Below are 22,998 nucleotides of genomic sequence, written 5' to 3'. Positions count from 1 at the left end.
AAAAGCGTCCACCCGATGTGAGTCAATCGCAATTTTTTTTGTAGGTTTAATCCAACTCGCTGATGCAGACCACTTTAGGCTGCGTCATGTCCTCATACGCAAATCGAACACCTTCGCGCCCCAGACTTCCGTACTTGAAACCACCGAAAGGCATGGCATCGAAACGATAATCCGAAGAGTCATTGATCATTACGCCACCCGCTTCAATCTGACGCGATAGTTTTAAAGCCTTGGAAATATCACGTGTAAAAAGACCTGCATGCAGGCTGTACTCTGTTGCGTTAGCCAGAGCAACGGCGTCGTCCAGATGATCAAAAGGTTCCAGGATAACCACCGGCGCGAAGACTTCCTGCTGCCAAATCGTACTGCTATGTCTCACATGCTCGAGCACGGTCGGCGCATAACTTCCAGCTTGGCGTTGGTGCCCACACAGAAGGACAGCACCTTCGGCCAGTGCTTCATTGACCAATTGCTCCGTACGGCGCGCCGCCTGCTCCGTAATCATCGGGCCTACATCCGTTGCTCGCTGGTTAGGATCACCTACTACCAAGGCGCGCGTTTGACTGACAAAACGCTCACGGAACTCCTCATAAATTGAACTATGTACGAGGATGCGTTGAGTGCCGATGCAATTCTGCCCTGCTGCCCAAAAGGCACCCGACACACAGGACTCAACGGTCGGGCCGATATCACAATCTTCAAGCACAAGAACCGGGGCATTTCCCCCCAGATCCATTGCCAGCTTCTTCAACCCGGCGGTACGAGCAATGGCCTCACCCGTAGCAAAACCACCCGTGAAGGAAATCATCCGTACGTCGCGAACCTCCACCAATGCTTTACCCAGGTCAACGCCACCCGTAGCCGGGGTAATCACAGAGGGTGGAAGCCCCGCTTTCACCAAGCACTCGACGAGCTTGAGAGCAGACAGCGGCGCGAGTTCCGAGGGTTTCAAAATCACGGCATTGCCGCCGGCGATGGCCGGGCCGAGCTTATGGGCGACCAGATTCAGCGGATCGTTATAGGGCGTGATGGCGACGATAAGTCCCAACGGCTCCCGTGTGAACCAACCTTGCCGCGATTCCGATCCTTCATAGGCCCCAAATGGAATTACTTCACCGGCGTTACGACGCGCCTCTTCCGCCGATAGCTTCAAGGTGTTCACGCAACGCTTCACCTCCTTCTCTGCTTGTCGCAGCGTTTTTCCCGCCTCTGCAACGATCAGCTTGGCAAATGCATCAGACTCAAGCTCCACACACCGAGCGGCATCCTCAAGAATGCGCGCACGCAGGTGACGAGGCATTGCCGCACTCTCGCGCACGCCGATTCGCGCGCGTTCCAGCAAGCCAGGAACTGCGGCTGCATCAAGGCAAGGGACGCTCCCTACCAAGCGACCATCGAATGGACTGAAAACATCAATCTGTTTGGCTTCCACAAGCTGGATACTGGCCATGCTGGATACGCTCATGACAACCTCCTGTTACTTGCCGTGGGTGGTGTGAATGGCGACGATGTCCGACAGCAATGCAAAGGCCGTCTCGATACGCCCTGCCCCAGGCCCGGACACCGTGACAGCTCCCAGCAGTTCGGTATTGAATGACACGGCATTCGTGGCGCCGGCAATACCTGCCAGAGGATGCGAATCCGGCAGCAGCCGGGCCTCGACACTCGCTCGAACCGAGCCATCGGCTGCACGATCGGCTGAGCCAATCAGTTTCCAGCTCGCACCATTGGCACTTGCCTGAGCAATATCTTGCGCACTGATATTGCTGATGCCCGAACACGCTACATCACTGACATTCAGTCGTGCATTCAGCAGTTCGTTGGCCAGGATGACCACCTTGAGGCGTACGTCAAACCCCTCTACATCGGCGGTTGGATCGGCCTCGGCGTAGCCGAGTTGTTGCGCTTGCACCACGGCATCGTTAAACGCCAGGCCATCTTTCATCTGGCTGAGCACATAGTTGGAAGTGCCATTGAGGATGCCTTCAAAACCTTGGACGTTAGCACCCGCCAAGGCCTGCTTGGCCAGGCGAATCACAGGAGTGCCACTCATCACCGCCCCCTCGTATTCGAAAGCCACCTGGTTGCGACGGGCCAACGCTTTGAGCTCGGCCCCGTGCAGCGCAATGGGCCCCTTATTGGTGGTGACTACATGAATGCCACTTTCCAAGGCCCAACGGCAAAAGGTAGTTGCGGGCTCACCATCCACCGGGTTTGTGAAAGTGGCCTCAGCGATGATGTCTGCACCGGAGTTCTTGATCACGGCTTCATTGAAGGCCTCAGCCTTGCCGCCAGGCAGGTGAGCGAATGCGCCTTTTTCCACCGGTAGCGCGACCAACTGCTTTGCATCAAGACCCTCTTTGGCAACGATGGAGCCAAGGAACAGATCGGTAACACCGACGATTTTAACCGTGAAACCCAGGGAGTTTTTCCACTCGGCATTACGCTCGGCGACCAATTGGGCAAAGCCACGGTTCACGCCACCAAACCCTACCAAGGCAATTTTGTACTCAGTCATAACAGCTGTTCCTTTATTGATGTTGTTCGATAGGAACATCCTAAGAGCGGAGCTTTGGCAGTTGAATATGGCAGTCTGCTGTATTAGTTGAGCGTTTTGCCCAAGCGCGATCTTTTAAAACACCGCGGAAAGAACGAACGATGTCACGGTGTTTTCCACCCCCGACATGGCCGCAATTTCCTTCCACACGAGGTGGACACGTTCAGGTGTGGCGGCATTCACGCGCAACATCAAATCGAACTCACCACTGAGTACTTCACACTGCACGACTTCGGGAATGGAGCGCAGAGCCGCGAGTACTTCTTCGCCACGCATGCGGTCATAGCGGTAGACAAAGATCACCGCGCTGATAAGCGATGTAGGTCGTCGTGACTCACCGAGAAGGACTGTGTAGCCCTGGATCGCACCATCGCGCTCAAGACGCTCGATACGCTGACGCACAGCATTGCGGGACAAGTTGATCTTGGCACCCAGTTCGATATGGGCTATTCGCGCATTGGCGGTCAGTTCGGCCAGTATGCGTTCGTCCAGCGGATCCAGAATGCGCTTCATGAAAGCCTCTGCTGTGCCAGACGGAGAGCCTGGCACAGGCCCTCCAGATCGCCCTTGGCCAGGTAAGGCAGTTGCTCGCGCACCTCGACAGTCCTCGCAACGCTTGCTTGCCAGACGCCGAGCTCTGCCAACAGCGCTGCTGACTTGGCCGGCGCTATTTGCCCGAAGGTGACCATTGGCGCCCCCAGGCTGCGTCGATGAAGCCGGCCGGCCAGCACACCGACAGCGGTGTGAGGATCGATGGCAGAACCTGTCTCTCGAAACAGTTCGACCACCTCATCGCGTACCTGGGATTCGTCTACCGCATAGGAATCGAAGAGTACTCGGGCACGCAGCCATTGCTGATTGCCAATGCTCATTTCTCCGCAACTTTCAAATTGCTCCATCAGCGCTTTTGTTGAGCAGCCATCGTGCTCGTAAATCTCCCAGATAAACCGCTCCAGGTTGGAAAACAACGAGAAGTCCATCGCTGGCGAAACTGTTCGACTGGTCATCCGGGTGGAGTAGCGATTGCAATGAAAAAACTGGTGCAGCGCATCATTGCTATTGGTAGAGATGATCACCTGATTGATGGGTAATCCCATTTTCTGCGCAATGTAACCTGCGTATATCTCGGCCGAGCTGGCAGCGGGAACGCTAAAGCCGACGGGACGTGAACCACCCCCCAGTTGCAACGCCGCGTGGAAGTAAAAAACGATTTGGGCCAGGACGCCGATCCAATTGGTCGAGTTGAAACAGACCGGCATCACTGCGTCCAACGGCCACTCACGCAAGAGTCGGGAGACCAGCGTCTGGCAATCATCGAAATTTCCGTCAACCGCAAACAGCTGAACCCGCGTTGGGTCGGCTGCCTGCAAGGCACTGAGTTGCTCAGGCGCAAGCCCCTCGCGCGGATACAGTATCGCCATGCGGACAGCCGGGCAGTCAGCAAAGGCTTCAAGCGCCGCGAGACCTGTATCACCATTGGTTGCACCGACCACCAACGCCTCTCTACCCACCTCCTCCAGAAAATGCTTGACCAGGCGCGACTGCAACTGCGCGGCGAAATCCTTGGAAGAGTGCGTCGGGCCATGAAACAGCTGGAGTATCCACTCGTTATGCCCGATCTGCTCAAGCGGGGTAATAGCGCGGTGCTTGAATTGTCGATAACTGTCGCTGAGCAATGCTCGGAGGGTGCTTTCGTCCATGGACGAACCAACAAATGGCGAGATTACCCGCCATACCAGCTCATCAAACGGCAGCCATGACCAGCTGGTGATTTGTTTCTCTGTGAATACCGGCAAACGGGTTGGTACATACAGGCCACCATTCTCGGCGAGCCCCGACAGCACCACACGGCGAAAGTCCGCCCGCATGTCACCGCCGCGTGTGCTTACATAATCCATGGTCACTCCCAATCGGTATTACAAAAGGCGATGGGCTTGAGCCACCAGCCAAGTAGAAAAATTTGCGGCATCAGGCGATAGCACTTCGGACTGCTCGTGCACCAGATAAAAAGATTCGCTGGCCTCTATTCGGTGATTGAATGGCGCAATCAATTGCCCACTCTGAAGCAAATCCTCGACAACGGAAGACCGCGCCAGCGCAACGCCCTGCCCCAATTCGGCCATGCGAATCGTGGAAATCAGCGTGTCAAACTGAAGCCCACGGGAATAATCGACGTCGTCTGCTCCAACTCGCTTCAACCAATAGCCCCAACCTTCTTCGTAACCCAACACGTGAAGCAGGGAATGGTTCATCAAGTCGCGAGGCTCATGTATGGGTGATCTGACCATGAGATCTGGAGAGCAAACAGGTTGAAGGATGTCCCAGGTCAATCGCTGAGCGTGCAAGCCAGACCACTCACCGCATCCCCACCGGATCTCCAGGTCATCCTCACCATCCGGTTCTTTCACCCAAAGATTGCTGATGTATCGAATATCAATCTGGGGATACTCCCGACAAAAGTCTGCGAGTCGGGGGGCCAACCAATAATGAAGAAAGGAAAGGCTGCCGCGCACCTTCACATGTCTTCGATTGTGCTGACCGAAAATCTCGTTCGTGCCAACGGCAAGGCGACTGATCGCGTCCTGAACAACAGGCAGGTACGACTGCCCCTCCTCGGTCAAGCCAAGCCCTCGGGGTAAGCGCTTGAACAGCGCCACACCGAGGTGACTTTCTAACTGACGAATCTGCTGACTCACGGCCCCTTGAGTCAAATGGAGTTCTTGCGATGCGTGGGTAAAGTTCAAACAACGCGCCGATACTTCGAATGCCCTCAACCAATTCAAGGGTGGTAGTGACTTTTGACTCATCGGCGCAACCTCATCAGGGCGTTATCTATACTCAATCATTGCCTGAGAAATTCACGCAGTGCTAGAAGAATGAGCAGCTGCGGCTAATGCCAACCTTTCTGCTCTCTTGTTTCGAGTGATCCAATAAACGAAATAGCACCACGCAATAAAGGGCAGGCCGAAATAAAGCGCCACTCGCTGCTCCGGATCAAATGCAATACCGACGCAGGCCAGGAGGCAGCACAACATTGCACCGATAGGCACCCACGGATAGCCACGCACACGGAAATGCAGGTCTTCAACGCGTCCGCCATTGGCAACGTATTGACGACGGAACGCGATCTGGCTTGCAGCAATGCTCATCCACACGACGACGACCGCCAGACCGGAAATGGACACCAAAGCCAAGTAAACCGTATCAGGGGCAAACACACTGCTGAGCAGAGAAGCCACTGCTCCTGCCATGCTAAGAACGATGGCGTTTACGGGCGTTCCGCGCCTGGAAAGCCTGGCGTAGCGCTTAGGCATATGTCCTTGATCGCTCAATGTCCACAGCATGCGCGATGCTGCATACAGCCCAGAGTTGGCGGCAGAAATCAGTGCAGTGAGAATGACAAAGTTCATAATGTCGGCGGAGTATGGGATACCAATCAACTCAAACACCATGACGAATGGACTTTCTACAAGTCCCGCCTGCTCCCGTGGCAGTAAGGTCGCAAGGACGAAAATTGTTCCCACAAAGAACAACGCCAAACGCACCACTGTCGTGCGGATTGCCTTCGGTACACTGGTTTGTGGATCTTTCGCTTCGCCTGCAGCAATTCCGATCAGCTCTGTTCCTGAAAATGCGAAGGAAACAGCCAGGAGGGTCATTGCAATGGGCAAGAACCCGGTGGGGAACAGCCCCTCACGAGTGAAGTTGGAAAGTCCCGCCCCCTGCAGACTCTGTACTTGCAAAAGTCCGATAATTGCCGCCCCCCCGATCGCTATGAACGTGATAACGGTCAGGACCTTAATCAGCGAAAGCCAAAATTCAGTTTCCGCAAACAACCGGACAGAGACAACATTGCTTAAGAAGACTGCAATGGCAAACAACGCACTCCAAATCCAGACCGGCGTTTCAGGAAACCACCGCACCATCAGTATACCCGCGGCTGTAAACTCTGAACCGATAGCGACTGCCCATGTGAGCCAGTAAAGCCAGGCCACTGTATAGCCGGTGCCTGGGCCAAGGTATCGCGTTGCGTAGCTACTGAACGATCCGGTTTCTGGCATCTGTACAGCCAACTCACCGAGACAGACCATGACTAAATACACCATCACCGCACCGATGATGTAAGCGATCACCGCACCGAGCGGCCCTGCCTGATTCACGGTGTAACCGGAGGTAAGGAATAACCCCGTACCAATCACACCGCCCAGTGCCAACATAACGATATGACGGGTTTGCATTTCCTTTTTAAAGCGCGAGTTTGGATCGGGCTGATTATTTTCTATACGCGTGGACATAGTTGTATTCTCATGAAATGTTCGGACAAAACTTGTAACTGGTTTTTTGGCAGTACAATTTTTTCGTCGCTGGATATTATTATTTTCATTCTTCATGAATGGCTTAAGATGAATATCGAAAGTCCTGCCTGCATTCAGGCTTCTATCTCAATGAAACGTTTGGCACTGTCAGCGTGAAGGATTGCATCATTTTGTTTACTTCGCACTAAAGCGAAGGCTTGCTTTAGATCAGCCAGTAAATCTGCTGAATCTTCAATTCCTACAGACACCCGAACCAGACCTTCGGAAATTCCAAGTGCCTGACGTTCTTCCGGGGTATTTTCCACATGACTGGTTGTCCGAGCAGGCCCATAAATAGTCTCGACCGCACCCAAATTACCCGCCCGATGCGCATATCTGAGCAGCGGGAGCAAACGAGTGACAGTGTCCATGCCTCCTTTAAGCACGAAGCTGACGATGGCTCCGAATCCGTTCATTTGCGATCGAGCAATGTCATGACCAGTGTGTTGAGGCAAGCCCGGATAGTTCACGGACTCTACCAACGGCTCGGTACAGAGGTACTCGGCCAAAAGTTGTGCGCTCGCCTGTTGCTGACGAAGGCGCAGAGCCAGAGTCTTGATGCCACGGATGATTAGATACGCCGAAAAAGGATCCAGCGATGCCCCATTGATTTCGCGGTAATGGCGAACTTGAGACATCAGATGCTCAGCGCCGCAGACTACACCGCCGAGTACATCACCATGACCGGACAGAAATTTGGTCGCGCTGTGCACAACCACATCAACGCCTAAAGCGAGCGGATTCTGATTTAGAGGCGTCGCGAATGTGTTGTCCGCAACAACCAAAGCACCCACTCGCTTCGCCGCTGCCACAAGGCGCCGAATATCAACAATTTTCAGCGTAGGGTTCGTGGGTGTTTCCAAGTACAGGACGCTGCATCCTTTAGCAATCTCCTGCTCAAGAACCACAGTGTCGAGCGTATCGCAAAGGGTGACCTCCACCCCCATGCGTGGAAGGAACTCCTCAAAAATCTTGTTCGTACCACCGTAGCTGTCACGTGTAGATATCACACGCTGCCCATAGGATAGGAAGGTGTGTAGTACACCGCTGATTGCGGCCATTCCGGTGCTGAAAGCTACGGCAGACTCTGCGCTTTCGAGTTCACAGAGTTTATCTTCCAGGACAGAGACCGTGGGATTGCTCATCCTGCTGTAAATGAAGCCGGGCTCCTTTCCCAATGCCACGTCATACCACTTGTCGATATCGTCATAGCCGTAGGCGGCACTGACCACTATGGGTGCCTGGGTCGCATTATAGGGATGTTGAACCTGCTCTCCTCCCCATACGGCTCGAGTTCCCATCCCAACCTCTGAAGCTTGGACGGTGCGTTTTTTGTTTTCCATAAAGTTGTCTCGCATCAAGGGAAACACAACCGTGTTCCTGGTGGGCTTGGGAGGACTATATGGAAGGCTCGTGCTTGTGAAAAATCATGATATCTGGGAGTAAGGGGTGCTTTTTTTAATGGCTGGATGCCAGGTACAGAGTGTCACCGTTACTCGCTGAGAAGTTCTCACCAACATTCAGCTGCTCAGGCCCCTCAGTGCCGTGGATTTGCTCATCATTGAGCGTCACTGCGGATGAAGGCACTGGTGGCGGTTTATAAGAGCTGCTGGTCGAGCAACCTGCCAGGGTAAGCAACAAAATGGACGTGCAGCACTTCAATAACGTCATGCCACACCTTCCTTGTATTTTCCGGAATAATTTCCGGTAAATCAGAGCTTAGGCAGCGTTAGCATGGCCGGTTGACGCAAACGCCGAACGGAAGGTGGTTGCGCAGCGAGGCAACCACCGTTTTCACCGGTCAATGATCAGGTAATTGTTCATAACCGGCTTTCAGCAGAATCGGTCGTTTTCACCCGGTAGCTTTACAGCGCTGGTTTGTCACTGCGGGCCTTGAGATTGGCTTTGAGCTGTTCGCTCATTGGCATGTTCAGGTTCATTCCTTTCGGAGGTATCGGTGATTGAAACCACTTGGTGTATAGCCTTTCGAATTCGCCTGACGTCATGAGACGGGTTATGGTGTCATCGACCAATTCCTTGAACTCAGGATCATCTTTGCGAAGCATGCAGCCATAGGGTTCAACTTGCAGCGCATCACCCACTACTTCGAGCGCGTCGGGATTTTTAGAGTTCGCCATGAGGCCAAACAGCAGTACATCGTCCATAGCAAACGCCACGGCACGATCATTTTCAACCAGTGCCAAGGAGTCGTCGTAGTCTTTGCCCAGGACGATCTGTATGTCTAGATTGTGGTCGGTACTGTATTGGCGGATGACCTTCTCGTTGGTGCTACCGGCGGTGCTGGCGACAGTCTTCTTTGCGAGATCGGTATAGTTCTTTATGCCGGAGTTCTTCTTAGTCAGTAGGCGCGTACCGGTGTAGAAATGGCTAATTGCAAAAGCTACGTCCTTGCCACGCGCAGCGTTGTTGGTGGTGGATCCGCACTCCAGATCGTATGTGCCGTTGACCAGCAACGGAATGCGGGTCTGCGAAGACACAGGAATGTAAGCCACTTCCAAGTTCGGCTTCTTGAGCTTCCTGCGCACATCATCAACGATGGCATCGGTTAAATCGACTGAGAAACCCACGGCTTTGGTGGGGCTAATCAAGTAGCTGAAAGGTACCGATGCCTCGCGGTAAGACACGGTGATTTTGTTACTGTCGGCAACTTTTTCGAGTGTCTGCGAGTTGGCGTGAGGGGTGATGGCAGACAAGCCAGCAGCGAGAATTACCGCTGCTACGAAATATGAGGTTTTCATGGGACTCCCTTGAAAGTATGAAAAAACACACTGACAAACGTAAAGGATGAGCGCCAATTTCCAGCATTTCTAAAAAATGTTGTTAGAAACATAAAAAAGATACGCCCAAGGAAGGTAGATACTTTGCGCCAGATCAAGAAAATGCGACTACAGAAAACCGCATTCCGCTACGGCGCACTCACGCCCTGCCCTCCCACCTCCCGCGGGGTAACATATCGTCAGCGAAAGTCCTCGCGATTTTATAGAGCACACTGATGGCCGACCCGATACTCCACGCCGTCGGAGCCAGTCACCTCAGCCCGCTATGCAGCGATGCGCGATGTAGTGCCGTCTGTCAGGGGGTGATGAAACCCTCCCCTCGTATGCTGGTTAAAACCAGCCTGGTCGGTGCCCGGCAAGCTGATGTTCTATGTCTGTGTCGCCCTCTTGATCTTCGCCGTACTGGGGCGTGGTGTGTCGCATTTCCGGGGGCAGCCTGTGACGCTTCCTGAAATACGTCAAAGATAGTCTCGTGATGTTTGCTGCTACGGTGACTGCAGTCGGTGTGCCGCGGGTGAAGCCTGCCTGCCGTGATTGGTTCATTTAACGGCAAAGGAATGCCCGTGATTGTCAGGTCGTTTTTTTGAGCTTATCTTGTACAAAACCTATACAGAGATATGATCAATGTATAATAAAAGGTGTTGGCCACTGACGCTGTACTTTGACGGCGATTGCCCGTTGTGTGCGCGAGAAATTAAGGTTCTGCGCCGACACGCCGCAGAGAGCCGACTGCTTTTTGTTGACATAAACAGTGCTGAGTTTGACGCCAAAGCACTTGGTTTCACGTTGGAGCACATGCAGGCGACGCTTCATGCCTGTTTCGCCGACGGCCGCTGGGTTAGCGGTCTGGATGCCACCCTATGGAGCTGGCGTGCCGCTGGCCTGGGATTTTGGGCCCAACCGCTTAGCTGGCGTGCACTCAGACCGCTGCTTGCACTCTGTTATCGGCTGTTTTGTCGTCTTCGTCCCCATTTAGCGTGGTTACCTCACCCCGATGGCCGCCGTCGATGTATCGGTAACCGGTGCGCGACGAAGAGCCTGAGCCACAGGTGATCTCGCGCAACTCGTGTTATCTGCCTCATATCGTGCGCAGTAGAAACGGCCCTACCACCAAGGATTGCCGTCTGATGAAGCGCAGCATGGCTGCGAGGAGTCTAAATGAACCCATCAATAGCCGAGCATTACCGTGAAATTCTCGTCGCCATAGGCGAGAACCCTGACCGTGAGGGACTGCTGGATACGCCCAAGCGCGCAGCCAAAGCGATGCAGTACCTTTGCAACGGCTACACGATGAATCTTGAGGAAGTTATCAACGGCGCACTGTTCGAATCGCTGAACGACGAAATGGTCATCGTGCGCGACATCGAACTGTATTCATTGTGCGAGCACCACATGTTGCCCTTCATCGGCAAAGCTCATGTCGCGTACATCCCGACAGGCAGGGTATTGGGCCTGTCCAAGGTCGCACGAGTGGTGGATATGTTTGCCCGACGCTTACAGATTCAGGAAAACCTCACCAAACAAATTGCCGACGCCCTTCAGCACATGACCGATGCAGCCGGTGTGGCTGTGGTTATTGAGGCAAAGCACATGTGCATGATGATGCGAGGCGTGGAGAAGCAAAACTCGGTGATGACCACATCGGTGATGCTGGGCGCCTTTCGCGATTCGTCCGCTACGCGTCACGAATTCCTTCAGTTGATAGGACGAATCGGTTAGCGCCGAAAAAACATGTCTTTCTGCGCAGAGGCTAAATGAACAGTTCCTTCCGTATGAACTCCCTTGGCGAGGGCTACCGTGCTTTGGTGATAGGCGCCAGTGGAGCGCTTGGCACCGCGTTTTGTGAGTTGCTCAACGAAGATCCAAAATGTTCGGTTGTTCGTGAACTGGGGCGCAACAGTGCTCCAGGATTGGATCTGGAAAAGCCCGACAGTATCGCCAGCGCGGCCGTCGAATTAGCTGAAGAAGCTCCTTACCAGTTGATTTTGCATGCTGCCGGTCTGCTTCATCGCGAAGACATCAAGCCTGAAAAAAGTTACACATCTATTGAATCGGATGCGCTCCAGGCGATATTCCAAGTCAACACACTCGGGCCTGCACTTGTTTTGCGTCACTTCCTGCCCTTGCTTGACCCCCACGGCGTGATGGCGGTGCTCTCCGCCAAGGTGGGCAGCATCGGCGATAACCGTTTGGGGGGCTGGTACGCCTATCGCGCCTCCAAGGCAGCATTGAACATGTTGATTAAAACGGCTGCGATCGAACTCGCACGGACACGCCCTCATACCCGCTTATTGAGCCTTCATCCTGGCACCGTTGTTTCGGGCCTTTCACAACCCTTTCGTAGTGCCTCGGCAGCCAGGCCGGCAAGTATTGCTGCCGAGGAGTTGTTATCACTGATTGATCGTTTGGCGCCTGCCGATAGCGGCAATTTCTTTGCATATACCGGAGAACGCCTACCTTGGTAGGCAGGGAGTGAATGTTGAATCTGCAAGCGTTGACCGAACGGGCCGCGAAGGGAGAAGTACGAGAGCTGGAGCTGCTGTCTCTGGAAGGCGGTTTTTATCTGGCGCGAGTCAGACTGGATCACGGCCAGTTCACGCTGCTGAACGATGAAGCAAAGCCTATTCACCTTCACTCCATTAATCATCTGCGTGAGTTGTTGCAGTTTGTCCCACCATTCCCCTGCGTGCTTGTGCAGCAGTGTGTCCATGACGAGATGTGCGGCTCACGGGAAGGGCCCATCGAGTCGTTACGCATTTCTTTTTCGCTGACTGCACCCTGGTGATTCTCTTTCCTTTGGAACCTGTCGAATGAACAAGACTCACCGACTATGTTTGGTCTTGGGTGACCAGTTGTCCTTCGACCTGCCATCATTAAAGGGGCTGGATGCCGAGCAGGATACGATTCTGCTGGTTGAGGTGATGGAGGAAGCTAGCCATGTACCTCATCATCCGCAAAAAATCGCGCTGATCTTCAGTGCGATGCGCCATTTTGCCGAAGCATTGAAGCAGCTCGGCCTGCGAGTGCAATACGTCACCCTTGACGATCCGCACAACAGCGGATCGGTGCCAGGAGAGTTACGACGTTGGCAGTCGCTGCTGCACCCAGTGGAACTGCACCTGACCGAGTGTGGAGATTGGCGCCTGGAGCAGTCGCTCAAGGACTGTGGCTTAGCGATCCATTGGCATAGCGATAGCCGTTTTCTCTGCACCCGCGCCGAGTTTTCGTCATGGGCCAAGGATAAAAAACAACTGCGCATGGAGTTCTTTTATCGTGAGATGCGGCGCAAGAGCGGCTTGTTACTCAATGGTGACGGCAGCCCGGTCGGCGGCGCCTGGAACTTTGATGCCGAAAACCGAAAGGCACTTCCCAAAGGCTTAAGAGCCCCCTCGCCCATGCGCTTTTCGGCCGATGCGATGACACAGCACGTGCTGGAACTGGTCGCAAAAAACTTCTCCGGCCACTATGGCGCCCTCGACAACTTTGACTACCCGGTGACCCACGACGATGCCCAAGCCTTGTGGGACTACTTCCTCGACTGGGGGCTGGCAGCCTTCGGCGACTACCAAGATGCGATGGCCAGTGATGAGCCCTTCCTGTTTCATGCACGGATAAGCGCCGCGCTGAATATTGGTCTGCTGGATCTGCGTAAATTGTGTAACGACGTGGAAGCTGCTTATTGGGCGCACAGGATCCCGCTGAATGCAGCTGAAGGCTTTATCCGCCAACTCATCGGCTGGCGTGAATACGTTCGGGGCGTCTATTGGCTGAAGATGCCCGACTACGCCTATGGCAATCTGTTTGGCAACAGCAGACCGCTTCCAGAGTTCTATTGGACGGGCGACACCAGGATGAATTGCATGGGCCAAGCGATCGACCAAAGTTTGAAACATGCCTATGCCCACCATATCCAGCGGCTGATGGTGACCGGCAACTTTGCACTACTGGCCGGCATCGCGCCAACCCGGATTTGCGACTGGTACCTGGCGATCTACATGGACGCATTCGACTGGGTCGAACTACCCAACACACTGGGTATGGTCATGCACGCCGATGGTGGTTACCTGGGCTCCAAGCCTTACTGCGCCAGTGGCCAATACATAAAGCGCATGTCCGACTACTGCCGTAATTGCGTGTACAAAGTCAGTGAAAGCACGACGGACGACGCCTGCCCTTTCAATTCGCTTTACTGGCATTTTCTAATGCGTCACGCCGACCTTTTGCGCGGCAATCAGCGCATGGGCATGGTCTACAAAAACCTCGATCGCATGACTGAATCAAAGCAGCAAGCGCTATGGGATCGTGGCCAGAAACTGCTCACCAAACTGGATGCCGGGGAGTCGTTTTGAAGAAGAGTGAACTCCCGGTCAAAACCTGTGCGGTCTGCGGACTGCCCTTCGCCTGGCGCAAGAAATGGGCGCGCTGCTGGGCTCAAGTGCGCTATTGCTCGCAGCGTTGCCAACGGCGCAGGAGCATTGAATGGTGAGAGTGTGAAACAGATAAGAGTACGTCTCCTGCAGGGACTCAAAGCACCCGAGGATCTACGCCTTCAACTTGAGTCTGGTAGGTGGTCTTCAGTCGCAGCTTCTACACATTAGGCACAGAGATTAAAAGCTCTGGTCGTGGTCTCGCAGTAGAAATCCGTTTTGTTTCGCATGGATCCCCTTTCCGTTCGAATTTCAGGGACAACAGCTCTCGATATCATCTTCACGCCCTATCCAAGCCCCCTTCGCTATTAGTGGCCATATGACACCATCGCAAACGACCGTTGTCAATTTCCGATTTGGAGCATGAGCGGACATGAGTTGACTGGAAGCTTCCTAAAAAACGCTCGGGATCTACCTTATGGGCGGCACCGCTCTCTCCCTCGGTATTCGCGCGACGACATCCGAAAGATCTAAATGGTGCATATGATTATTCATTTAATATTTAATTCTTTCAAAAGGCGGCAAATTTTCGGGGATGAGAGCTCTATGCTCGCCTATACTAAAAATGTTAAGTCATTTTGGCGAGCTCGATTAACAAGGTATTGATATATATGGAAATTTAAAATATTGGTTGCCTTTGAGGTTGCTAGTTAATAAATTTTTCTGTGAGATGGTTTGGTGTCGTGACGAGGTTTTGATATGAACGTCTTGTTGAAAGAACTTCAGGCCTATCATCATGAGGCAGCTATAAAAATCACTCAGATCAAAGAGTTGCTGAGGAAGATAAGGCATGAATCCGATGGTTCTGATGACTGCAAGTTGTTGTTCAAGATGCTGGAAGCCATGCATGGTGACGAAGAACAACACCACCATGAAAATGAAGAACTTATTCGGCTGTATTTGCTAGGGACTGAGGCACCGATCCACCAACGGGTCAAGGATATCGAGCGAGATCATCAAGCATTTGGACGCATTGCTGGACAGCTAAAGATGTTGGAGGATACAACTCAGGAAACGAGAGTAATTGCTGACACTATCGATGACTTTATCAAAAAATATTTCGATCATATGGACTCGGAGGAAAATATTTTCTTTCCGTTGGCAGATAAGTGGCTGTCAGACGAGCAGTGGCAGGAAATAAAACGTCAGTGGCATTAATTGGGTCTTATCGTAGACCTTAAAATTCTAGCTACTACTTAGTCCGCGATCTAACAAGCTCGGTTTGCTTTACTTGATTTGGTAATCGGAAAATTGAAATGCGCTCATTTAAGCCTCTTCACTTTTTCTCCGGTGAGAAAAATTATAAACTCGGAATCGCTGATTTGACTGACCGGCCCAAAATCTATCGCGCGCAAATATGATGATCCGTTAACCCACTTTGACTCATCGCCAATCATGGCATCTCGTGACGACTGGCTCGTTGATTCAACAATCGTGTATTGCCGTCCAAACTTACCTATTGCTTCGAAGCGATCGGTTTCTTGAAGACGACCTCCATTTCGGTTGATAGATGTTAAAAGATAGCATCGTGGCGCTAAATTGCCAGAAAACGGGCTTGTTCCAGCTTCAGTGATTTATCCGATGTAATAGGCAAGCCCTCAAACGTCGCTGCAAGCGTAATCGGCTTCAAAGATGATGTTATTGGCGCTTTGCCGACCTCTACAACTAGCCCCATAAATGCACATCCTTACCCAGTGGATCGATTCCCGTCACATACCAGAGGCAAGAGCGTATGCGTTAACCACTCGGGTGCAGGGTGCGTTTAGCTAGCGTAGCGAACGTCCTGATTGGCCAAACCTACGATTTACTGCCGCCTTAGCATGCTGTGGCTTGTGTCGTAGCGGCCATGATTCAGGTCGTATTTGGGTACATCCAGATCTTACCGGTCAGTATAGTCAATTCCGTCGCTATGCCGGAGTGCCTTAAATTGGACAATACCCGCGAGCGCTTGATTGACTCAGCGCTGAAGCTATTTCTGTCACAAGGTATAAACATTACTGGTGTGATGGCCATCGCCGCGATGGCGGGCGTTACCAAGATGACGCTCTACAACCATTTCCCCTCCAAAGATGCGCTGATAGTGGCTTGCCTTGAGGAGCGTGACCGACGCTGGCGTGAAGAGGTAGCGCGCACCTTGGCAGGGCATCCTGACCCGGTCAGTGGCATGCTCGCTTTTTTCGATTTGTATCAACGCTTTCTTTTGCAAGATAGCGAGCGCGGGTGCCTGTTCGTCAACAGTGCGGCTGAATTCCCCCAGTTTAGCCACCCTGTGCATTTGGCAGTGAGCAGGCATAAGCAAGGGATACGCGAAAAACTTACTGATTTGGCTGTGAGCGCCGGTACAAGCGACCCTGACGCAGTTGCTGAGGGGCTCTTTATCTTGCTGGAGGGTAGTTTTGTCAGCGGCGCCATGGGCCAGGATGTGCGGGTATTCGACACTGCCCGGCACGTAGCTCATTGCTGGATCCGGAAGCTATGCCAGAAGGAGCAGAGCGTATGACTCTAGGTTTAATAGCGGCCATTGCCGCCACTTTTTCCTGGTCACTTCTCTACATCTTTCCGGGGTTGGTCGGCGATTACAGCCTTTTTGATCTGGCTGTGGTGAGCTATGCCTTTGCCGGTTTAGGTAGTCTGCTTGTGCTGTTTGTTTACCGTAGCGAAGTGAGGCAATTGCGACTCACCGACTGGGCCTGTGCAGCACTGCTGGGCTTCTTGGGATACATCGGCTACTTCTTCCTGATCACCACTGCGGTCTTGGCAGCTGGGCCGGTGATTCCTCCGGTAATGATGGGGTCAGTACCGATTGTGCTAGCGATCGCCGGCAACATGCGAAGCTCCAGCGTGCCCTGGCGCGCCATTGCCGGGCCGCTGCTGGTGGCCGCATTGGGCATAAGTTTGGTCAACTTGAGCGTGTTTGATTTTAGCGCCGCAAAGGTGGTGCTCCCGACCCATTCGATACTGCTGGGGCTGCTCGCATCGTTAATGGCAATTGGATTTTGGACGGGCTTTGGATTGTTAAATGAAAGTGCTTTGGCTCAGCGCCCAAGCATGTCGCCCATGTTGTGGTCAGCCATGCTGATCTTCATGTGCAGCGTCGAGATGCTGGCGTTCATACCCGTTGGTCTGCACTTGAACCTGTCCCACTTCGCTAGCCATCCGAGCGGGTTAGCAGGTACTCAGGCGCTATTAGTCTGTGGGTTGATTCAGGGGTTAGGGGCTACCCTTGCGGGTGCCTGGGCGTGGTCAATTGCAACTCGACGTCTACCTTTGGCGCTCAGCGGGCAATTGATCGCCAGCGGAACCATTTATGCAACTACGATGGGCCTGCTGATCAACCAACGCTGGCCCTCTCCTATGGAAGCGCTTGGGACAGGGTTGCTATTGGTCGGGGTGGTATGGGCAATTCACGTCTTTTATCGCAGGCAAACACGCCTCGTGGTGGGATAACTGACCTTGGCCAAAACTAATTCGACTGCGCCGGCAGCAGTAATAGCCCCTTTGGTATCCTTTGCAGCGTCTTGTTCATCACTACCCCATTTCTCAGAGTCGCCAATTCGCTAGGAGGTAGCCGACCGGGGCCACCACCTTTTTGGATTTACTCCTGCGTGCCAGCAGAGGCCTGGACGCGGGTTTTCCACAGCGACAGCAGCACACCGCCCAGCAGCAACACCAGGGTCACGCTCAGGGAAATAACCGCCGGAATCTTGCCGATGATGCCGACCAGGAAGATCTTGCCTCCGATAAACACCAGCACCAGTGCCAGCGCGTACTTTAGGTAGGCGAAGCGGTGAATCATCGCCGCCAGGGCGAAATACAACGCACGCAGGCCAAGGATGGCGAAGATGTTCGAGGTGTAGACGATGAAGGGGTCTTGGGTGATGGCGAAGATCGCCGGCACACTGTCCACGGCGAACACCAGGTCGGCACACTCGATCAGCACCAAGGCCAAGAACAACGGCGTCGCCCAGACCACGGACTTGCCGCTGGCATCTGCCTGACGGACAAAGAAGCGCCCTTCATGCAGTTGCTCGGTCACCCGCATGTGTTTGCGCAGGAACTTCACCAGCAGGTTTTCGCTAAGGTTTGGATGGGCATCGACCTTGCTGAACAGCATCTTCACTCCAGTTAACAGCAGGAAGATGCCGAACACATAGAGAATCCAGCTGAACTCGGCGATCAGCGCCGCCCCCAGGCCAATCATGATCGCGCGCATCACGATGACACCGAGAATGCCCCAGAACAGCACCTCGTGCTGATACCTGCGCGGGATAGAGAGGAAGCTGAAGATCATCGCCATCAGGAACACGTTGTCCATCGACAACGATTTCTCGATCAGAAAACCGGTGTAGAAATCCATCCCGGCGTCAACCCCCTTGACCTGCCAGACCCAGAGGCCAAACAGCAAGCCAGCCGTGATATAGCCAGCAGACAGCAGCAGACTTTCAGTAACGCCGATTTCTCGCTGCTCACGGTGGAGAACCCCGAGGTCGAAGACCAACAGGCCTATCACGATGCTGATAAAGACTAGCCACAACCAAGTGGCGGTGCCGAGGAACTCGGCCAGGAAGAACGGTTCTAGGGCAGTCATGAGCCCCTCCTCTAAGTGTCGAAGTTGTACAAACTGCAACTCCGACATGGCAGCGGGTAGCTGTCAGAGGGGCCCGGCATTGCGACATCAAATCTAGAGAGACGCGTGCGGTTTCTCAATCACACAAGAGTTGCAAGTTATTTCAATCTGGAAGGCCGCATCAGAAGTCGGAATGCCGATATGCAAAAATGATATCTGCATCCAGAGAACCTTTAATAGAGCCTGGCTCCCTGGCTTTTTTTGTTGCCGAACTTAGCGATTAAATGAGCCTGAACATCCTATAAGCATCTCAAGCTTGCGGGGACTCAGTCATCGCGACTCCTCTTCGCCCCAGTTGTTTAACGCCATACATGGCCTGATCCGCTGCCTTAAGCAATGTATCGAGACTATTGCCATGGATAGGACAGAGCGAGACACCAATACTGCACGATATTGAAAGCTCTCCCGCACTGGTCACGACTGTCTGCTCGATGGTTTCGAGCACTCTCGCCGCCTTCAGTTCCGCACTCTCGGGGTGGGTAATGCCTGTAACCAGAATCACGAACTCATCCCCGCCGTAGCGTGCGATGGTGTCACACGAGCGAGTGGCTTGAAGCATGCGATTTGCGACCGCTCGGAGAACCTGATCGCCGACCTCATGGCCGTACTTATCGTTGATATCCTTGAAGTGATCCAGGTCGATCAACAGCACGGCAAACGGAACCCCGTTCACTTTCCAATCGGCGGAGGCCTGTTCAAAGCGATCGGCGAAAAGGTAGCGATTAGGCAATTGGGTGAGCACGTCATGAGTTGCGAGATAAACCGAGCGTTCGTGTTCAACCTCTGCTCTTTCGATCGCTTTGAAATGCCGAGTCAACACCACAGGCACAAGCACGAACGCCCCCGCGAGAACCGCAAGGATGATCAATGTTTGCGCTGTCAGAATATCCTCCAATCGCAACTGACGCTCAAACAACAAGGTCATCGGTTGCGAAACACTCCTGATCTCGACCCGGTCAGATAGCGCCGGTAATAGGAAGCGATCCAAGATACAGGCTTGCTCGGTCTGCGTTGAAAAAACATTGCTTTCAGATCCTGCAGCGGTTTTCAGGGCCGCACTGACGCGAACCAGGGGATCCACGTTCGCATAACTCACAGCATCCTTTAGCGAATCCGTCTTGATCAAAAGCAAAGACACCATCGTGCTGCCAAAGAAATTGGGGCGAGTGTTCTCTCGATCCTGTTCAGGACGAATGACTGACTGCATCAGAATGTAAGCGTCACCGCCCTCATACATTGAGAAAACAGGCGATACGACCGGCTTCTGATTATTGTGTGTTCGAGCCAACGCATAGGAGAGATAGGCGACGGTTTCTAGCTTGACGCCATAGATCGAACTCGATTCAGGGAGTAAGGGGTACATGAACAACACAGGCCAAGTCTCATTGAGATAGACCTGATGTTGCGCAGGTTGGTGAGTGAGACTCGGAAAATCCTTGAGTTGAAAGTCTGGACGCCAAGTACGGCGCAACAGATCTTCAAAAGCCGCCTGTTCGGCGATGGGTACCGCCCGCGCCGCCTCAAGCATATAAATATGAGGGTAAGCGGCTAAAACGACAGCTGCATACCGGGCCGCAGCTTCCGTATCGCTCTGATCGACGGCCTGAAGAAATGCCGAGAAACCCGCCAGCACAGCCTCATTAGTATCAAGCTGATTTCGCACGATACCTGAAATATTTTGCACGTATTCCGAGAAACGCTTTTCTCTACGCTCAGTCTCAGACTTCAGCAGTAACAGAGCTGAAAAACCGACCAATCCGACAGCGAGGATAATGAAACCTGCCAGGGAGCGGCGCCGCCTGGTGAGCATCACTTTAACTTTTCCAAGGCGCAGAGTGAGAGCCGAGCCTTGGCAAGCACCGTTGAAGCTAAAAGAGATCGCGGGTGAACGAACGATAAATGCCGATTTAAAGGTCGCTGAGCATTGAAAAAAATTCCCAAGGAATCAGATCCGATACGATTTGTGCTCTGCACTGCGACTCCCCCTTTCGCATGTGCTCGAAAGAAAAATTTTCGAGCTCCATTTGCTGCTTCCTCGATGGTCACCACTGCAACGAGACTCACTATAGGGCAATTTGCCATCATTCGCTGTGTCGTGTGCAATACCTTCGGTTTGAGCTCAGGCGTTTATAAGCGGAAACTCCAAGTGAAAGCTCGTACCTGCGTCACTGCTATCAACGGTTATACCACCGCCATGCAGTTGCATAATCGAACGAACGATGGCCAATCCCAGACCACCTGAATCGTCGGGTTGATTGCGTGATGGGTCACACCGGTAAAAGCGCTCAAACAATCGTGGAAGATGTTCTACAGCAATCGGCTCGCCGTGGTTGTGCACCGTGATGTTGAGACGGTGCTCCAAAACCCTGCTGCAGATCGTCACTGCAGAGGTAGGAGTTGCATAGCGCAGCGCATTCGCCAGCAAGTTAGCCAGTGCTCGACGGATCAAGCCTGGATCCCCCAGCAATTGATCCCGGGCCTGGTTTATCAGCTGTACATCTCGTTCTTGCGCTACCCCTTCGAAATACTCACAGAGCTGCTCGATCAGATCGTGCAGGTTGATTTGCTCGAATTTTACGCACGCGTTTGGCTGCTCGGTGCGAGCGAGAAACAGCATGCTGTCGATCATGCGGGCCAGCCTTTCATACTCTTCCTGATTGGAAACCAGCAGATTCTGATAGTCCTCTATAGAACGACTGCGCCTCAGGGTTTGTTGGGTATGTCCCATCAGGTTGCCTAGTGGGGTTCGCATCTCATGGGCGAGGTCTTCGGAGAAACGTGAAAGCTGGGCGAATCCGTCCTCAAGGCGTGCAAGCATCTGGTTGAGGGCATTACACAGCGGTTTGAGCTCATTCAGCTCAATGAACTCATCCAGCCGCAGATGCAGATGCTGCACATCGATTCCGGCAGCGCGCTTGGCCAGCAGGCGCACAGGGTGCAAGCCTCGTTGACTGACCCACCAGCCGAATGCGAACGCCAGCAGCGCACCGACTGACATGGCCACCCAGAGCTTGAGCCGGTAAGCCCCCAGCATTTGGTCGCGCTCCCCCAACAACTTGCCAGCAATCAGGGTCAAACCGCGATCACCCTGCATGACATCCTGCCAGGCAAGCCGCACAGGCTCGGAAGAGTGATCCTCAACAAGGCGCGCCTGGGGGGCAGCCGGCAACTTTGGAAAAGTCATACCCACCGGGTTGATTTCGATCAACACCTTGCCGGTGTCATCGACAATCCATAGCAGACTGTCGCGATTGCCCAGCATGTTTTCGTAAAGCTTGGGCCGACCTCGCAGTTGCTCGATGCTGTCGCTATCGCTGATCAATGCTTGCATTCGCTCCAGGCGTCCCAGCAGGGCCTGGTCGTCGCGCCACGCAATCTCTCGCTGTAACGATTGATAAAGATAAAAACCAATGGAGCCCAGTAACAGTGCGCTGACCAATGCGAACATGATCGCCAGGCGCAGGCTCAGGGTGCGCGGAAAAAGAGTCAAGATTGCACCTCAAGCATGTAACCGATACCACGCACTGTGTGTATCAACTTGAGCGTGTATGGATCGTCAACCTTGGCCCGCAGTCGACGGATAGCGACATCCACCACATTGGTGTCACTGTCGAAATTCATCTGCCAGACCTGAGAGGCAATCAGCGAGCGCGATAGAACCTCCCCTTCACGACTCAGCAACAGATGCAGCAGGGAGAACTCCTTGTTGGTCAGGGTCAGACGCTCTCCGTTGCGCGTCACCTTGCGCCGCAACAAATCCAGGCTCAGGTCGCCAGCCACAAAATGCTCCACCTCGCGAGGCGGGCCACGGCGCAGCAAAGTGCGTACGCGCGCCAACAGCTCGGCATAGGAAAAGGGTTTGACCAGATAATCATCGGCCCCCAACTCCAGCCCTTTGACCCGATCATCAACCGAATCACGTGCGGTGAGAAACAGCACCGGGGTCTGCCACTTACGGCGGATGATTTGCAGCAATTGCCAGCCATCCAACCCCGGCAGCATGACATCCAGAATGATCAGATCGTACTCACTCTCCTGCGCCAAATGCTGGCCATCCAGCCCGTCAAGGGCGATCTCTACGACATAGCCCGACTCAGTCAGGGCTTTGCGCAGGTAATCCGCCATTTTCGTTTCATCTTCAACCACCAGGATACGCATTTTTTCCTCCAGGACTGGCGCGAAGGCTAGCCCGCTTCGCTGATTTCTCACATTACATATTCGTAATCCGCAGGCA

At 53.5% G+C, this 22,998-nt stretch carries 21 protein-coding genes; 9 read left to right on the top strand and 12 right to left on the bottom strand.

Annotated features, from left to right (window positions below; genetic code table 11):
* Positions 1-46: 46 nt before the first annotated feature.
* From PSUM_RS04670 to PSUM_RS04630, 8 genes are all read right to left on the bottom strand, one after another.
* Positions 47-1,465 carry an aldehyde dehydrogenase family protein gene (locus PSUM_RS04670; protein WP_020797504.1) on the bottom strand — a complete coding sequence of 473 codons (1,419 nt, stop codon included), beginning with the start codon at positions 1,463-1,465 and terminating at the stop codon, positions 47-49.
* 12 nt (positions 1,466-1,477) lie between these two features.
* Positions 1,478-2,518: a homoserine dehydrogenase gene (locus PSUM_RS04665; RefSeq protein ID WP_020797503.1), complete on the bottom strand. Its 1,041-nt coding sequence runs from the start codon at positions 2,516-2,518 to the stop codon at positions 1,478-1,480.
* 114 nt (positions 2,519-2,632) lie between these two features.
* Positions 2,633-3,070: an Lrp/AsnC family transcriptional regulator gene (locus PSUM_RS04660; RefSeq protein WP_020797502.1), complete on the bottom strand. Its 438-nt coding sequence runs from the start codon at positions 3,068-3,070 to the stop codon at positions 2,633-2,635.
* Positions 3,067-4,455 (bottom strand): threonine synthase, encoded by a 1,389-nt coding sequence (gene thrC, locus PSUM_RS04655; protein ID WP_083349092.1) that lies wholly within the window; start codon positions 4,453-4,455, stop codon positions 3,067-3,069. Before thrC ends, PSUM_RS04660 begins: the two co-directional genes overlap by 4 nt.
* Positions 4,456-4,473: 18 nt before the next feature.
* The gene (locus PSUM_RS04650) at positions 4,474-5,364 is read right to left on the bottom strand and encodes a LysR substrate-binding domain-containing protein (protein WP_033045435.1); all 891 of its coding nucleotides are present in this window, start codon (positions 5,362-5,364) and stop codon (positions 4,474-4,476) included.
* Positions 5,365-5,415: 51 nt separating this feature from the next.
* Positions 5,416-6,852 (bottom strand): amino acid permease, encoded by a 1,437-nt coding sequence (locus PSUM_RS04645; RefSeq protein ID WP_020797499.1) that lies wholly within the window; start codon positions 6,850-6,852, stop codon positions 5,416-5,418.
* Positions 6,853-6,986: 134 nt separating this feature from the next.
* A complete protein-coding gene (locus PSUM_RS04640) occupies positions 6,987-8,255 on the bottom strand; it encodes a cystathionine gamma-synthase family protein (RefSeq protein ID WP_083350157.1) in 1,269 nt (422 codons plus the stop codon).
* A 522-nt stretch (positions 8,256-8,777) separates the two neighbouring features.
* Entirely contained in the window at positions 8,778-9,671 is an 894-nt protein-coding gene (locus PSUM_RS04630; RefSeq protein WP_083349091.1) for a transporter substrate-binding domain-containing protein, read from the bottom strand.
* Between the two features lie 663 nt (positions 9,672-10,334).
* Here PSUM_RS04630 and PSUM_RS04625 point away from each other — a divergent pair.
* From PSUM_RS04625 to PSUM_RS04585, 9 genes are all read left to right on the top strand, one after another.
* Positions 10,335-10,763, top strand: a complete 429-nt coding sequence (locus PSUM_RS04625) for a thiol-disulfide oxidoreductase DCC family protein (RefSeq protein WP_080725387.1) — start codon at positions 10,335-10,337, stop codon at positions 10,761-10,763.
* A gap of 105 nt (positions 10,764-10,868) precedes the next feature.
* Entirely contained in the window at positions 10,869-11,429 is a 561-nt protein-coding gene (gene folE / locus PSUM_RS04620) for a GTP cyclohydrolase I FolE (RefSeq protein WP_033044513.1), read from the top strand.
* A 35-nt stretch (positions 11,430-11,464) separates the two neighbouring features.
* On the top strand, positions 11,465-12,175 hold the full coding sequence (locus tag PSUM_RS04615; RefSeq protein ID WP_033044514.1) for an SDR family NAD(P)-dependent oxidoreductase: 711 nt from the start codon (positions 11,465-11,467) through the stop codon (positions 12,173-12,175).
* A gap of 14 nt (positions 12,176-12,189) precedes the next feature.
* A complete protein-coding gene (locus PSUM_RS04610) occupies positions 12,190-12,495 on the top strand; it encodes a DUF6482 family protein (RefSeq protein ID WP_083350156.1) in 306 nt (101 codons plus the stop codon).
* 25 nt (positions 12,496-12,520) lie between these two features.
* Positions 12,521-14,059 (top strand): cryptochrome/photolyase family protein, encoded by a 1,539-nt coding sequence (locus PSUM_RS04605; protein ID WP_033044592.1) that lies wholly within the window; start codon positions 12,521-12,523, stop codon positions 14,057-14,059.
* Positions 14,056-14,196: a DUF2256 domain-containing protein gene (locus PSUM_RS04600; protein ID WP_080725393.1), complete on the top strand. Its 141-nt coding sequence runs from the start codon at positions 14,056-14,058 to the stop codon at positions 14,194-14,196. Before PSUM_RS04605 ends, PSUM_RS04600 begins: the two co-directional genes overlap by 4 nt.
* A gap of 640 nt (positions 14,197-14,836) precedes the next feature.
* The gene (locus PSUM_RS04595) at positions 14,837-15,295 is read left to right on the top strand and encodes a hemerythrin domain-containing protein (RefSeq protein WP_083349090.1); all 459 of its coding nucleotides are present in this window, start codon (positions 14,837-14,839) and stop codon (positions 15,293-15,295) included.
* A gap of 769 nt (positions 15,296-16,064) precedes the next feature.
* Positions 16,065-16,637 carry a TetR/AcrR family transcriptional regulator gene (locus PSUM_RS04590; protein WP_033041313.1) on the top strand — a complete coding sequence of 191 codons (573 nt, stop codon included), beginning with the start codon at positions 16,065-16,067 and terminating at the stop codon, positions 16,635-16,637.
* Positions 16,634-17,584: a DMT family transporter gene (locus PSUM_RS04585; protein WP_083349089.1), complete on the top strand. Its 951-nt coding sequence runs from the start codon at positions 16,634-16,636 to the stop codon at positions 17,582-17,584. The genes PSUM_RS04590 and PSUM_RS04585 overlap by 4 nt, the downstream gene beginning before the upstream one ends.
* 148 nt (positions 17,585-17,732) lie before the next feature.
* Here PSUM_RS04585 and PSUM_RS04580 read toward each other — a convergent pair whose 3' ends face one another.
* The 4 genes from PSUM_RS04580 to PSUM_RS04565 form a co-directional block, all read right to left on the bottom strand.
* On the bottom strand, positions 17,733-18,725 hold the full coding sequence (locus PSUM_RS04580; RefSeq protein ID WP_033041311.1) for a TerC family protein: 993 nt from the start codon (positions 18,723-18,725) through the stop codon (positions 17,733-17,735).
* Between the two features lie 289 nt (positions 18,726-19,014).
* On the bottom strand, positions 19,015-20,574 hold the full coding sequence (locus tag PSUM_RS04575; protein WP_083349088.1) for a sensor domain-containing diguanylate cyclase: 1,560 nt from the start codon (positions 20,572-20,574) through the stop codon (positions 19,015-19,017).
* A 309-nt stretch (positions 20,575-20,883) separates the two neighbouring features.
* Entirely contained in the window at positions 20,884-22,254 is a 1,371-nt protein-coding gene (locus PSUM_RS04570) for a heavy metal sensor histidine kinase (RefSeq protein ID WP_083349087.1), read from the bottom strand.
* On the bottom strand, positions 22,251-22,922 hold the full coding sequence (locus tag PSUM_RS04565; RefSeq protein ID WP_033044304.1) for a heavy metal response regulator transcription factor: 672 nt from the start codon (positions 22,920-22,922) through the stop codon (positions 22,251-22,253). The genes PSUM_RS04570 and PSUM_RS04565 overlap by 4 nt, the downstream gene beginning before the upstream one ends.
* Between the last annotated feature and the right edge of the window lie 76 nt (positions 22,923-22,998).

Origin of the sequence: Pseudomonas umsongensis (assembly GCF_002236105.1) — a bacterium.
GTDB lineage: Bacteria > Pseudomonadota > Gammaproteobacteria > Pseudomonadales > Pseudomonadaceae > Aquipseudomonas > Aquipseudomonas umsongensis.
Note: the sequence above shows the minus strand (reverse complement) of the source record. Positions and strands in the feature narration are given on the sequence as shown.